The organism is Micromonospora sp. NBRC 101691 (assembly GCF_030269285.1).
Classification (GTDB): Bacteria; Actinomycetota; Actinomycetes; order Mycobacteriales; family Micromonosporaceae; genus Micromonospora; species Micromonospora echinospora.
Map to the genome: position 1 here is coordinate 114,049 of NZ_BSTB01000005.1, position 12,056 is coordinate 126,104.

Annotated in this window: 14 protein-coding genes, 3 tRNA genes and 1 pseudogene; 13 read left to right on the forward strand and 5 right to left on the reverse strand. The window is 72.2% G+C overall.

Going from position 1 to position 12,056, the window contains the following annotated elements:
* Positions 1-19: 19 nt before the first annotated feature.
* The 7 genes from crtI to QSK20_RS11095 all read left to right on the forward strand — a co-directional run bounded on the left by crtI (position 20) and on the right by QSK20_RS11095 (position 4,405).
* Positions 20-1,504, forward strand: a complete 1,485-nt coding sequence (gene crtI, locus QSK20_RS11065) for a phytoene desaturase family protein (RefSeq protein ID WP_285788502.1) — start codon at positions 20-22, stop codon at positions 1,502-1,504.
* Positions 1,501-2,112: an isopentenyl-diphosphate Delta-isomerase gene (gene idi / locus QSK20_RS11070; RefSeq protein ID WP_285788503.1), complete on the forward strand. Its 612-nt coding sequence runs from the start codon at positions 1,501-1,503 to the stop codon at positions 2,110-2,112. Before crtI ends, idi begins: the two co-directional genes overlap by 4 nt.
* On the forward strand, positions 2,102-3,040 hold the full coding sequence (locus QSK20_RS11075; protein ID WP_285788504.1) for a MerR family transcriptional regulator: 939 nt from the start codon (positions 2,102-2,104) through the stop codon (positions 3,038-3,040). The genes idi and QSK20_RS11075 overlap by 11 nt, the downstream gene beginning before the upstream one ends.
* 79 nt (positions 3,041-3,119) lie before the next feature.
* Positions 3,120-3,935 (forward strand): polysaccharide deacetylase family protein, encoded by an 816-nt coding sequence (locus tag QSK20_RS11080; RefSeq protein ID WP_285788505.1) that lies wholly within the window; start codon positions 3,120-3,122, stop codon positions 3,933-3,935.
* A gap of 152 nt (positions 3,936-4,087) precedes the next feature.
* Positions 4,088-4,160: transfer RNA gene (locus QSK20_RS11085), tRNA-Glu, on the forward strand.
* 32 nt (positions 4,161-4,192) lie between these two features.
* A tRNA-Asp gene (locus QSK20_RS11090) sits at positions 4,193-4,269 on the forward strand.
* A 62-nt stretch (positions 4,270-4,331) separates the two neighbouring features.
* Positions 4,332-4,405, forward strand: a tRNA-Phe gene (locus tag QSK20_RS11095).
* Positions 4,406-4,525: 120 nt separating this feature from the next.
* On the opposite strand, the gene QSK20_RS11100 is transcribed toward QSK20_RS11095, so the two are convergent.
* Positions 4,526-4,984 carry an ArsI/CadI family heavy metal resistance metalloenzyme gene (locus QSK20_RS11100; RefSeq protein WP_285788506.1) on the reverse strand — a complete coding sequence of 153 codons (459 nt, stop codon included), beginning with the start codon at positions 4,982-4,984 and terminating at the stop codon, positions 4,526-4,528.
* A 126-nt stretch (positions 4,985-5,110) separates the two neighbouring features.
* On the opposite strand from QSK20_RS11100, the gene QSK20_RS11105 reads away from it, so the two are divergent.
* From QSK20_RS11105 to QSK20_RS11115, 3 genes and pseudogenes are all read left to right on the forward strand, one after another.
* Positions 5,111-5,479 (forward strand): ArsR/SmtB family transcription factor, encoded by a 369-nt coding sequence (locus QSK20_RS11105; protein ID WP_285788507.1) that lies wholly within the window; start codon positions 5,111-5,113, stop codon positions 5,477-5,479.
* Positions 5,476-6,608: pseudogene (locus QSK20_RS11110) on the forward strand (aquaporin); the annotation flags it as partial. The gene QSK20_RS11105 and the pseudogene QSK20_RS11110, both read left to right, overlap by 4 nt.
* 66 nt (positions 6,609-6,674) lie before the next feature.
* The gene (locus QSK20_RS11115) at positions 6,675-7,148 is read left to right on the forward strand and encodes a GNAT family N-acetyltransferase (protein ID WP_285788687.1); all 474 of its coding nucleotides are present in this window, start codon (positions 6,675-6,677) and stop codon (positions 7,146-7,148) included.
* Here the strand turns inward: QSK20_RS11115 and QSK20_RS11120 are convergent.
* Together QSK20_RS11120 and QSK20_RS11125 are read right to left on the reverse strand one after the other, a co-directional pair.
* Positions 7,141-7,632, reverse strand: a complete 492-nt coding sequence (locus tag QSK20_RS11120) for a TetR/AcrR family transcriptional regulator (RefSeq protein WP_285788508.1) — start codon at positions 7,630-7,632, stop codon at positions 7,141-7,143. The genes QSK20_RS11115 and QSK20_RS11120 overlap by 8 nt on opposite strands.
* An 80-nt stretch (positions 7,633-7,712) precedes the next feature.
* Entirely contained in the window at positions 7,713-8,033 is a 321-nt protein-coding gene (locus QSK20_RS11125; RefSeq protein ID WP_285788509.1) for a DMT family transporter, read from the reverse strand.
* A 301-nt stretch (positions 8,034-8,334) separates the two neighbouring features.
* Between QSK20_RS11125 and QSK20_RS11130 the strand changes: the two genes are divergently transcribed.
* The gene (locus QSK20_RS11130) at positions 8,335-8,853 is read left to right on the forward strand and encodes an SRPBCC family protein (protein WP_285788510.1); all 519 of its coding nucleotides are present in this window, start codon (positions 8,335-8,337) and stop codon (positions 8,851-8,853) included.
* Between the two features lie 12 nt (positions 8,854-8,865).
* On the opposite strand, the gene QSK20_RS11135 is transcribed toward QSK20_RS11130, so the two are convergent.
* Entirely contained in the window at positions 8,866-9,576 is a 711-nt protein-coding gene (locus tag QSK20_RS11135; RefSeq protein ID WP_285788511.1) for a DUF2786 domain-containing protein, read from the reverse strand.
* Between the two features lie 136 nt (positions 9,577-9,712).
* Here QSK20_RS11135 and QSK20_RS11140 point away from each other — a divergent pair, with 136 nt between their 5' ends.
* On the forward strand, positions 9,713-10,144 hold the full coding sequence (locus QSK20_RS11140; RefSeq protein ID WP_285788512.1) for a hypothetical protein: 432 nt from the start codon (positions 9,713-9,715) through the stop codon (positions 10,142-10,144).
* Here QSK20_RS11140 and QSK20_RS11145 read toward each other — a convergent pair.
* Positions 10,138-10,542 (reverse strand): hypothetical protein, encoded by a 405-nt coding sequence (locus QSK20_RS11145; RefSeq protein ID WP_285788513.1) that lies wholly within the window; start codon positions 10,540-10,542, stop codon positions 10,138-10,140. The genes QSK20_RS11140 and QSK20_RS11145 overlap by 7 nt on opposite strands.
* A 169-nt stretch (positions 10,543-10,711) precedes the next feature.
* Between QSK20_RS11145 and QSK20_RS11150 the strand changes: the two genes are divergently transcribed.
* On the forward strand, positions 10,712-12,052 hold the full coding sequence (locus QSK20_RS11150) for an ABC transporter substrate-binding protein (RefSeq protein WP_285788514.1): 1,341 nt from the start codon (positions 10,712-10,714) through the stop codon (positions 12,050-12,052).
* Positions 12,053-12,056 lie beyond the last annotated feature (4 nt).

A 12,056-nucleotide genomic window follows, 5' to 3' on the forward strand; every position in this document is an offset into this window, starting at 1 on the left:
TCCGAGGGAGGGGGTCCGCGTGCGGACCGTTGACGGACGTACCGACCGGGTCGTGGTGGTCGGCGCAGGGCTGGGCGGACTGGCCTGCGCGTTGCACCTGGCCGGCAGCGGCCGGCAGGTGACCGTGCTCGAACGCGAGCCGGTGCCCGGCGGCCGGGCCGGCCGGCTCAGCCTCGACGGGTACGAGTTCGACACCGGCCCGACCGTGCTCACCATGCCCGAGCTGATCGCCGAGGCGCTCGGCGCGGTCGGCGAGGAGCTGACCGACTGGATGGAGCTGACGCAGCTCGATCCGGCGTACCGGGCGTACTACCCGGACGGCTCGACCCTCGACGTGATCACCGACACCTCCCGGATGGCGGCGGAGATCTCGAAGGTCTGCGGCCCCCGGGAGGCGGACGGATACCTCCGCTTCGTCGACTACGCCCGCGAGCTGTGGCGGCTGGAACGGGCCGACTTCATCGAGCGCAATCTCGACGCGCCGACCGACCTGCTCACCGGCAACCTGCTGAAACTGCTGGCCGGCGGGGCGTTCCGCCGACTCCAGACCAAAATCAACCAGTTCTTCCGGGACCCCCGTACCCAGCGGATCTTCTCCTTTCAGGCGATGTACGCCGGGCTCGCCCCGCACGACGCGCTGGCCATCTACGCGGTCATCGCGTACCTCGACTCGGTCGCCGGGGTGTACTTCCCGCGCGGCGGCATCCACGCCGTCTCCCGGGGCCTGGCCGGAGCGGCCGAGAAGCACGGCGTCCAGATCCGGTACGGCACCACGGTCGAGCGGGTGGAGACCAACGGGAGCCGGGCCACCGGTGTGCTCACCACCGACGGCGAACGGATCCCGGCCGACGTGGTGGTGCTCAACCCGGACCTTCCGGTGGCGTACCGCGACCTGCTCCCCGCAGCCCGCCAACGCCGGCTGACCTACTCGCCGTCCTGCGTGGTGCTGCACGTCGGCTCGACGCAGGGGTACTCGAAGATCGCCCACCACAACATCCACTTCGGCCGGTCCTGGAAGGGCACCTTCGACGAGGTGATCCGGCGCGGCGAACTGATGACCGACCCGTCCCTGCTGGTCACCAACCCGAGTCGCACCGACCCCTCGGTCGCCCCCGCCGGCCGGCACACCTACTACGTGCTCGCCCCGGTGCCGAACCTCGACCGGGCGCCCTTCGACTGGCGCGGCGGCCTGTCCGGTCGGTACGCCGACGAGCTGATGGCGACGCTGGAGGAACGGGGCTACGTCGGCTTCGCCGACGGCGTCGAGCTGTGCGAGGTCGTCACCCCCGCCGAGTGGGCCGCGCAGGGCATGGCCGCCGGCACCCCGTTCGCCGCCGCGCACAGCCTCTTCCAGACCGGCCCGTTCCGTCCGTCGAACCTGCACCGCACACTGGCGAACGTGGTTTTTGTAGGATCAGGCACCCAGCCGGGTGTCGGAGTGCCGATGGTGCTGATCTCCGGCAAGCTCGCCGCCGCACGCATCACCGAAAGGCGCCTCCCGTGACCTCCCGTGAGGCCCACCTGGTCGAACTGGTCCGCGACGACGGCAGCGTCGCCGGCCGGACCACGGTGGCCGAGGCGCACGAGCCGCCGGGTCGGCTGCACCGGGCCTTCTCGGTGCTGCTGGTCGATCCGTCCGGCCGGGTGCTGCTGCAACGGCGGGCCGCCGCCAAGACCCGCTTCCCGCTGCGCTGGGCGAACTCCTGCTGCGGCCATCCCGCGCCGGGCGAGTCGCCGGCCGAGGCCGCCAACAAGCGGCTGGGTGAGGAACTCGGCACCGGTCCGGTCGAGCTGACCGAGGTCGGCGTGTACGTCTACTACGCCGAGGACCCGGCCACCGGTCGGGTCGAGTTCGAGTACGACCACGTGCTGCGCGCCGACGTCCCGGCCGACCTCGTGCTCCGGCCGGACACCAGCGAGGTCGCCGAGCTGCGCTGGGTCGACCCGCTCGCCCTGGAGACGGAACTCGACGCCGACCCCCGCGCGTACGCGCCGTGGCTCGGCGGAGTGGTGAACCGCCTGCTGCGCCCGGTCGGGCCCGGACCCGCCCGGGTCGGAACTCCGTCCGGCGGGCCGGCGGACGACGCGTCGGAGCGGTCGGGTGACCGATGAAGCGCTGAGCGCGGGAGCGGTGGCGCGGCGGCTCGGGGTCGCGGTGACCACGCTGCGGACCTGGCACCAGCGTTACGGACTCGGCCCCAGCGAGCACGTCCCCGGCCACCACCGCCGCTACACCCCGACCGACCTGGCCCGGCTGGAGGTCATGCGTCGGCTCACCGCCGAGGGGGTCACCCCGGCCGAGGCCGCCCGCTGGGCCCGGCAGTCCCCGGTCGACACACCACCATCGGCGCGCCGCAACGGCGTCGCCACCCGCGACGGCGGCGGGACGACCATCCCGGTCGGTCGGGCCGGCCCGGCCGCCCGTGGGCTGGCCCGCGCCGCCATGCGGCTGGACCCGGTCACCGTCGGCCGGACGATCGACGAGTCGCTCGTCGCCGAGGGTGTCGTCGCCACCTGGGACGGGCTGCTGCGCCCGGTGCTCACCGGCATCGGTGAGCGGCACGCCGCAACCGCCGCGATGATCGAGGTCGAGCACCTCTTCTCCCGCTGCGTGACCGAGGCGTTCGCGGTGGTCGCCCGCGCCAACCCGACCGCCGGCCCGCCCCGCATCCTGCTCTCCTGCACCGACGACGAACAGCACACCCTGCCCCTGGAGGCGCTGGCCGCCGCGCTCGCCGAGGCCGGTGTCGGCTGCCGCATGCTCGGCGCGCGGGTGCCCGTGGCGGCGCTGACGACCGCTGTCGTCCGGACCGCCCCGGCCGCCGTGGTGCTCTGGTCGCACATCCGCGCGACCGCCGACCCGGCCCAGCTCACCGCGGTCCTCGCGGTCCCCCGCCGACCCCTGCTGGTCCTCGCCGCCGGTCCCGGCTGGTGGGACGACACCCTGCCGGCCGGGGTGGTGCGGCCGGTGTCGCTGGCCGAGGCGGTCTCGCTGGCCCTCGCGGTACGGGACTCGTTGGACCGGTCGCCCACTGACTGACCGGGGGGTGTCACCGTCACCGGACGGGGCGTAACGTCGGGGCGCCCGTGACCCCGACCCCCTCTCGGGAGCGACGACGATGACGCCACGCGTCCTGGCTGCGGCCGGCGCCGCCCTGCTGCTGCTTCTCACCGGTTGCGGCGAGGGCACAGCGGTCCGCTCCGTCGGCCCGACCGCCCCGGTCTTCTCCCATCCCGCCGAGGCCACGCCGACCGCCGGGCCGCCGGAGTCCCCGGCGCCGTCCGGCGTGCCGAGCCCTTCGCCGTCCGCGTCGAAGCCCGGCCCGAAGACGACGCGTACCCCGCTGCCGGCGGGGTTGCGCCGTACCACCGGCACCCGGGGGGTGGCGCTCACCTTCGACGACGGCCCGGACCCGGCCTGGACGCCGAAGGTGCTGGAGCAGTTGCGCCGGCACCAGGTCACCGCCACGTTCTGCGTGGTCGGCACCCGCGTCCGTAAACACCCCGGGCTGGTGGCCAGGATCGTGCGCGAGGGGCACCAGCTCTGCAACCACAGTTGGCGGCACGACGTGGACCTGGGTGACCGGCCCCGGGCGGAGATCCACGCCGACCTGGACCGCACCACCCGGGCGATCCGGGCGGCGGTGCCCGGCGCGAAGGTCCCCTTCTACCGGCAGCCGGGCGGCCGGTGGACGCCCGAGGTGGTGGCGGTGGCCCGGGAACTGGGCATGACCCCGCTGCACTGGAACGTGGATCCGAGGGACTGGGCGAAGCCGCCGGCCGCGACGATCGTGGCGCGGGTCCGGGACGGGCTCCGGCCCGGATCGGTGGTGCTGCTGCACGACGGAGGCGGAAATCGGGCCGCCACGGTGGCCGCCTGCGCCGGGGTGATCGCCGAGAGCAAACGGCGGTACGGCGTCACCAATCTCCGCTGAACCACGCTGACCTGCGGTTTTGGGCAGAATCCCGGGAGGGCCGATACCGATTTTGTTGCCCGGCGGCTCATCACGTATGCTTTGCAAGCCTCCGGCGGGGCCGGATGGGAGCAAGTCCGCAGAAGTTGCGAGTGTGCAATGATGGCGGGGCCGCCCTCATCGTCTAGCGGCCCAGGACGCCGCCCTTTCAAGGCGGTAGCACGGGTTCGAATCCCGTTGGGGGCACGATCCGGCCTGGCCGGAGGCAGTAAGAGCTAGGTCCTGTGGAGCAGTTGGAGTGCTCGCCGCCCTGTCAAGGCGGAGGTCGCGGGTTCAAGTCCCGTCAGGACCGCCAACGCCGACGCCGCGTCTCACCGCGCGGCGTTCTGCGTCCGGGGGGTAAACTCACCCGGGTACGGCCAGGTAGCTCAGTTGGTACGAGCGTCCGACTGAAAATCGGAAGGTCGGCGGTTCGACCCCGCCCCTGGCCACATAGCCTTTCGCCGGGCTACAGAGGTCCCCACCAGCGGAAACGTCGGTGGGGATCTTGCTGTTGGCGCTTCTGCCACCGCGCCCGCCCGTCCGGACCCGGGACGGGCGCGGCACCGCGGTCAGCAGCAGTTTCCCCTGTTTCCGGCAGTGACCGGCTCCTCCTCGGCGGCAGGGGTGCAGCAGGCGCTCTCGACGGCCTTCCCCAGGCGGTCGGAGTCGGCCTTGACGGTGTAGACCTCCCACGGTTCGTCACCGGGTCCACGCACCCAGACCTTGTCCTGGAGGGCGTAGCAGCACTCGGTGCTGTTCTCCTCCAGGGTGATCAGGCCGGACTCGGTGAGGCGGTTGGTGGCGGCGTGGACCTCGTCGGTGCTGAACACCTCGACGCCCAGGTGGTCCAGCACGGTCGGCCGGTCGGGCTCGCCTTCCAGGAGCACGAGCTTCAGCGGGGGGTTCTCGACGGCGAAGTTGGCGTAGCCGGGGCGGCGCTTGGCCGGCTCGACACCGAACAGCTTCGAGTAGAAGGCGACGGAGCCTTCGAGGTCGGACACGCGCAGGGCGAGCTGGACACGGGACACGGTTCTTCTCCTGACGGGGTTTCCGGCGGACGGGGTGGCTGCGATCACCACAACCACCCTTGCCTAGATGTTTTTCGAATCAGGACTCACCTTGCACGCTGTTTCGAATTCTGTCAACCTAGGCGCATGTCGAAACAAGTGCTGCCGGTGGTCGACCTGAACGCCGTGGCCTGCTGCGCACCGATCGCGGTCCGCCCGATGGACGCCGACCAGGCAGCAGCCGTCGCACCGATGTTCAAGGCCCTGGGCGATCCGGTCCGGCTGCGGTTGATGTCGATGATCGCTTCCAGGCCGGAGATCTGCGTCTGTGACCTGACCCCTGCGTTCGACCTGTCCGGGCCGACCATCTCCCACCATCTGAAGGTGCTGCGTGACGCGGGCCTGGTCGACTCCGAGCGGCGCGGCACCTGGGTCTGGTACCGGGTGCGCCCGGAAGCCTTCCGGCAACTCGGCGCACTGCTGGACATCCCCACCGCATCCGCACCGGCCACGTGAACCTCGCCCTCACCCGGCGGGCGTCCGCGGAGTTCGCCGGTACCGCCCTGCTGGTCGCCGCCGTCGTCGGCTCCGGGATCGCCGCCTCCCGGCTGTCCCCGACCGACGCCGGACTTCAGCTCATGGAGAACGCGGTCGCCACCACGCTCGCCCTGGGCGCGCTGATCCTGACCTTCGGGCCGGTGTCGGGCGCCCACTTCAACCCGGTCGTCTCCGCCGTCGACTGGTGGCTCGGCCGCCGCGCCGGCACCGGCCTCACCGCCCGGGACCTCGCCGCCTACGTTCCCGCGCAGGTCGCCGGGGCCATTGCCGGAGCGGTCCTGGCGGACCTCATGTTCGGACTACCGGCCGTCACCTGGTCGAGCACCGACCGGACCGGCGGGAACCTGTGGCTGGCCGAGGTTGTCGCCACCGCCGGTCTGGTCGTGCTGGTCTTCGCCCTCGCCCGCACCGGCCGCACCACCGCCGCCCCGGCCGCCGTCGGCGCCTACATCGGCGCGGCGTACTGGTTCACCTCCTCGACCTCGTTCGCCAACCCCGCCGTCACCGTCGGTCGCGCGTTCACCGACACCTTCGCCGGCATCGCCCCCACCTCCGTGCCCGGCTTCGTCGCCGCCCAGCTCGTCGGCGGCCTGGTCGCCGTAGCCGCCCTCGCCGCCTGGTACCCCCACGCCGGGCACGCCGCCGAAGCGGTGGTCGTGCCCCACCCCACCCGAGAGGACGCAACCCGATGACCGACAAGCCCAGCGTCCTGTTCGTCTGCGTCCACAACGCCGGCCGCTCCCAGATGGCCGCCGCCTGGCTGCGCCACCTCGCCGGAGACACCGTCGAGGTCCGCTCCGCCGGCAGCGCGCCCACCGACCGGATCAACCCCGCCGCCGTCGAGGCCATGCGGGAGGTCGGCATCGACATCACCGACCGGAGCCCGACCCGGCTCACCTGGGACACCGCCGAGGCCAGCGACGTCATCATCACCATGGGCTGCGGCGACGCCTGCCCCGTCTTCCCCGGCAAACGCTACGAGGACTGGAAGCTCACCGACCCCGCCGGCCAACCCCTCGACGTCGTCCGCCAGGTCCGCGACGACATCAGGACCCGGGTCGTCGAACTACTCGCCAGCCTTGAGCGGGACCGTCGCGTGAGTTCGAGCCCGGTGCCACCGCTGCGCACCGCCGGGGGCATCACCATCGCCGCGATGGACGACCAGCACGGTCCGGCGGTCCTGGACATCTACCGGCTCGGCATCGCCAGCGGAAACGCGACCTTCGAGACCGAGCCGCCCACCTGGGAGAGCTTCACCGCCACCCGGATGCCGGAGCACCGGTGGGTCGCCGTCGACCGGGCCGGCGCGGTCCTGGGCTGGATCGCCTGCTCGGCGGTGTCCGACCGGTGTGTCTACGCCGGTGTGGTCGAGCACTCCGTCTACGTCCATCCCGACGCCGGGGGTCGCGGAGTCGGACGCGGTCTGCTCCAGGCCCTGATCGCCTCCACCGAGCGGGCCGGGATCTGGACCATCCAGTCCGGCGTGTTCCCGGAGAACACCGTCAGCCTCCACCTGCACGCGTCCTGCGGTTTCCGCACCGTCGGCACCCGCCAGCGCATCGGCCGCCAGCACGGGATCTGGCGCGACGTCACCCTCATCGAGCGCCGCAGCCCCGCCGTCACCTGACGGTGCGACCCGAGACCAGCGCGGTGATCGCCGACTCGACGGCCACCGGGTCGACCGGCTCACCGGTGGCGAGGCTCTGCAACACGACTCCGTCGACGAAGGCGGCGACGGCCCCGGCAGCCCGGTCGCCGACCGTCGGGGCGAGAAGCCGGCGGAGCTGGTCCCGCCAGGAGCGGGCGAGGGGACGCAGTTCCGGACTCCGGGCGGCGGCGAGGTAGAGCTCGAACTCGGCGAGCGCCCGCCCCCGGTCCGCGAGGTAGTCACCGACCAGGTGGGTGAGCCGGGCCGGCAGGTCGTTGCCGTCGCCCAGGTGGTCGGCCCACCGGCACAGCTCGGCGTCGAGTTCCGCGCCGGCCCGGGCCAGCCCGGCGGCCACCAGGTCGGCCAGGGTGGGGAAGTAGTAGGTGGTCGCGCCGAGGGGCACCCCGGCACGGGCGGCCACCGCCCGGTGGGTGGTGCGGCCGATCCCGACCTCCGCGATCACCTCGACGACCGCGGTGGTCAGCGCGCGACGACGGCCTTCCGGATCCCGGGCACGGGCGGCCCGGCGGGGCTGACCGGCGCTCAGTGCGCACCGCCGAGGTTGAGGATCACCACACCGGCGACGACCAGCCCGACGCCGAGCACCTTGACGGGGCTGAGCGGCTCGCCGAGGAAGGCCGCGCCGATGGCGACGATCGCGGCGGTGCCGAGGCCGGACCACATCGCGTAGGCGACGCCGACCGGGATGGTCTTCACCGCCTGGGCGAGGAGCAGGAACGCCATGATGTAGGCCGTGACCAGCCCGAGGGTGGGCCACAACCGGGTGAAACCGTGCGTCGCCTTCAGCAGGCTCGTGCCGATCACCTCGGCTGAGATCGCGCCCAGGAGGAAGAGGTATGCCATCGGTGCCCCTAACTGGTACTGACATACATGTACAAACGTACTAGACGATGGTCCGGGGCGGTGGGCCGTGCCCGGACGCCGCCGGCGGGAGACACCCATGGCGTTCCCGTCCCAACAGACGGGCGAAGGCCCGCCCGGGCGGTGGTTTACGCACTTGTGATCGACGGGGGTGATCGCCTTCGGGACAGCGTGACGCGACGATTCTTGATGCTGTTTATCCGGATTTCGCAAGGTCACCGCACGCTGTCCCGCTGCCGAAGGTCGCTGCACGTCGCGGCGCCAGCCGGTAGGGTCCGGGCCTATGGGGCAGGAGATCGCTGAGCCGGACGCCGTCCATCAGGACGTCGACCGTTTCTCCCTTCGCAGCACTCTTCTCGTCCCCGCCTCCCCGGCGGAGGCGTTCACCGCCTTCACCGAACTGACCAGTTGGTGGGTCGCCGAGTACACCTGGTCGGGACCGGACTTCCTCACCGACCTCGGCATCGAGCCCCGGCCCGGCGGCATGCTCTACGAGATCGGGCCGCACGGCTTCCGGTCCGACTGGGGCCGGGTCCTCACCTGGGAGCCGCCCCACCGGCTGGTCTTCGTCTGGCAGATCGGCCCGGACCGGGTGCCCGTGCCGGACCCGTCCCGGGCCAGCGAGGTCGAGGTGATCGTCGAGGCCGACGGGTCGGGACGCACCCGGGTCACCGTCGAACACCGGAAGTTCGACCGGCACGGCGCTGCCGCGGAGGGCTACCGGCAGGCGATGACCGAGGGGTGGCAGGACATGCTCACCCGCTACCTCCACTCCGTCCGACGCCGCCCGCATCCGGCCTGACCGGCCGTCGACTCAGCGGTCCCCGAGCGCCTGGCGGGGCGGCCGGCCGACCGTGCGTCCGCCGAGGTCGGCCCGGCGACCCGCGTCCGCTCCGACGGAGTAGCCGGTGCCGGCCAGCCGCCGGGGTGCGGCGGTACGCAGCCGGGGATACACCTCGTCGAGCCGCCGACGTACCCGGTCCGACCGGTCGACGAGCACCAGTGCCACTGACGGGCCGTCCGCCTCCGCGACCTTCACCGCCGACGCCTCGGCCGTCCGCAGCCGTTCCCCGACGACCTGCGCGAACCCGGCCAACCAGGAACGACGGAAGGCGGCCGGGTGCGCGCCGGACGGCACCGCCGTGCCGGCCAGGCCGTGCGCGGCCTGCACCAGCAGGGAGGTGAAGAGCAGGTCCACCCGCTCCAGGTCGCTGGCGAACCCGAACAGGTGCATGGTGAACCCGCTGCCCTCGCGCCGCCGTACGCAGCGACAGCGCAGCGGGTCCGCCACCGCCGCGAGCAGGCCGGCCTTGTCCCGGGCGTACGGGGCGACGACGTCCACCACCCGGTCGCCCACCGGGTCGGTGGCCGGGTCCCGGGCGGCGAGCAGCGCCCGGTCGACCCCGTAGCGGGCGATCAGTTCGGTCGCCTTGGCGGTCAGGGCGGCCGACTCGGCGGCGGTGCAGGCAGGATCCTCCGCCTTGGCGAGCAACTTGCGCACCTTGCTGAGCATGGCGTCGGACATGCCACCACAGGTACCACACCGACCGGCGAACCCTGGCGTGGCCAGCGGGGACAGCGGACCAGCGCATTGATCAGTACCATCGTCACGGTTCGCGAAGGATCGACCGCCAGCGGTCAGTCCATGGTTGGAGAACCCCATGAAACTTCCGGTCGCTCCCCTGTTGGCCACCGCCACGACAGTCGCGCTGCTGGCCCTCGCCACCCCCGCCCAGGCCGTCACCGCCGGCCCGCACGATGCCTCCGCCACCAACCTCGGCAGCCAGGCGACCTGCTACGGGACCACGAGTCGGTCCTACTTCCAGACCGGTGGCTGGGGCGGGCAGGCCGGCCCGTACCGGACCAGCAGCCGGTGCGTCGACATCAACGTCCGCAACGCCAGCGCCTTCAGCACCCAGGCCTGCGTGATCTTCATCGACCAGACCAGCAACTGCAACTACTGGACGTACCTACCGGCCAACTCCAACTGGACGACGATCGCCACCAACGTCCGGGACGGGGTCAACTTCAGGGTCCGCTTCTCGAACAGCTACTACCAGTACGAGCCGCTGGTGGCCTACCACGCCTACTGACCGGCGGACGGGCGCTTCGGACCATAGAGGGTGGCCACCGCCGAGCCGGCGAGGGTGAGCAGACAGTCCGGGAGCAGCCCGTCGGCGATGGCGGCGCCGAAGAGCGCCTCGCCGGTCTCCGGGTCGCGGTTGGCGTACGCGCTGAGGAAGCGGGCCACCCAGCGGGTGTCGTAGTTGGCCTGGTCTATGCCGGGAAAGTCGAGGGCGGCCATCCCGGCGGGCACGTCGTCCCCGACCATCGTGGCGGCGAGACACCAGGCCACCCCGTACGCCCCGGCCACGCCGGCCCGGTCCACCACGGCGTCGAAGGTTCCCACCACGGCGGCGCCGTCTCCGGCGAGGGCGGAGTGCAGGACGGCCGCCGCGTCGTCACGCGTCTGTTGGGGCGAGTCGGTCACGCGGCGAACAGTACGGGACTGCGTCAAGTGATCACCACCCAGAGTCGACAACGCGGTGACTTTACGCAGTCACACCCGTCGACCTGTACATCGATCCGGCCTCACGGTCCCGCCGATCGGGAACGCACGCTAATGTGCGCAACGAACCTTCGCCTGAGGGGAACGAATCATGCGCGTATCACGCGGCTCGCGAGTCGCCACACTGGCGGCCTGCGTGGCGCTTCTGTTCACCACCGGCGCGTGCGGGACGGAGCAGCCCGAGGAGCCCGAGAACGAGGGCCAGCAGGTCCGGCTCTACGGCAACGACGGCAACATGCTGAACACGTTCCCCCTGGAGCTGAAGGATCGTGCCCACCTCGTCGACGGGATGAAGGGCACCACCCCGATGACCCCGCTGCCGGAGGACTTCAAGACCCGGCTCCGCGCGGTCGACCCGGGCCTGCGGGACTACCTCTACGCCGCCGAGGCGTACGACGCGGTGATGATCAGCGCGCTCGCCGCCCAGCTCGCCGGCACCACCGACCCCGCCTCCATCGCCAAGCAGATCGTCGGCGTGACGAACGAGGGTCAGCGCTGCGAGGACGCGGCCGGCTGCCTGAAGCTCGCCCGGGCCGGGCAGGACATCGAGTACCGCGGTGTCTCGCTGAACCGGGCCGGGTTCACCGAGGCCGGCGAGCCGGCCACGGCCAGCTACGCCACCCTGCACTTCGACGACCAGAAGCTCAACGACGCCAAGACCGAGTTCGTCGGGGCCGGTGACGACTCCAAGGCGAGCACCAAGGCCCCGCCGAAGGGGCGTAAGCCGCGCGCCGACAGCGGCGCTCCGCTGACCCTGGGTGGCCTGCTGCCGCGTACCGGGGCGCTCGCGCTGGCCTACCCGCCGCAGGCCGCCGCAGCCGCCCTGGCGGTGCGGGAGATCAACGCCGCCGGCGGCGTACTCGACGAGCCGGTGGTCTGGATCGACGGCGACGACGGCACGAACCCCGCCGTCGCCAAGGCCACCCTGGCCTCCCACGTCGAGAGGAACGTGCAGGTCATCATCGGCGCGGGCGCCTCCGGTGTCTCGAAGGCGATCCTGCCGGACGTGGTGGCCGCCGGGCTGGTGATGTTCTCCCCGGCGAACACCGACGCCAGCCTGACCACGATCGAGGACAACGGCCTCTACTTCCGCACCGCTCCGCCGGACAGCCTCCAGGGCCGGGCGCTCGCCGACGTGATCCTGCGGGACGGACCGCGCAAGGTCGCCCTGGTCGCCCGGAAGGACTCCTACGGTGAGGGCCTCCAGGGCTACGTCCGCACCGAGCTGGAGCGGGCCGGCCTCGGCGGCGACAAGGTCAAGCTGCTCACCTACGAGCCCCCGGCGGACGCCGACGCCCCGCCGGTGGACTTCAGCGCGGGTGCCCGGGAGATCAAGGAGTTCGGCGCGGACGCCGTACTCCTCATCGGCTACGCCGAGTCGGCCGCGGTGATCGTCGCCCTCGACGAGGCGGGCGTCCAGATCCAGCAGTGACGGG

What these genes read in the sequence shown, in the direction of transcription:
- QSK20_RS11140 (WP_285788512.1), top strand. Translation starts at nt 9,713, where the DNA reads ATGAAACTTCCGGTCGCTCCCCTGTTGGCCACCGCCACGACAGTCGCG.
- QSK20_RS11115 (WP_285788687.1), top strand. Translation starts at nt 6,675, where the DNA reads ATGGACGACCAGCACGGTCCGGCGGTCCTGGACATCTACCGGCTCGGC.
- QSK20_RS11080 (WP_285788505.1), top strand. Translation starts at nt 3,120, where the DNA reads ATGACGCCACGCGTCCTGGCTGCGGCCGGCGCCGCCCTGCTGCTGCTT.
- QSK20_RS11135 (WP_285788511.1), bottom strand. Translation starts at nt 9,576, where the DNA reads ATGTCCGACGCCATGCTCAGCAAGGTGCGCAAGTTGCTCGCCAAGGCG.
- QSK20_RS11125 (WP_285788509.1), bottom strand. Translation starts at nt 8,033, where the DNA reads ATGGCATACCTCTTCCTCCTGGGCGCGATCTCAGCCGAGGTGATCGGC.
- QSK20_RS11130 (WP_285788510.1), top strand. Translation starts at nt 8,335, where the DNA reads ATGGGGCAGGAGATCGCTGAGCCGGACGCCGTCCATCAGGACGTCGAC.
- QSK20_RS11105 (WP_285788507.1), top strand. Translation starts at nt 5,111, where the DNA reads ATGTCGAAACAAGTGCTGCCGGTGGTCGACCTGAACGCCGTGGCCTGC.
- QSK20_RS11150 (WP_285788514.1), top strand. Translation starts at nt 10,712, where the DNA reads ATGCGCGTATCACGCGGCTCGCGAGTCGCCACACTGGCGGCCTGCGTG.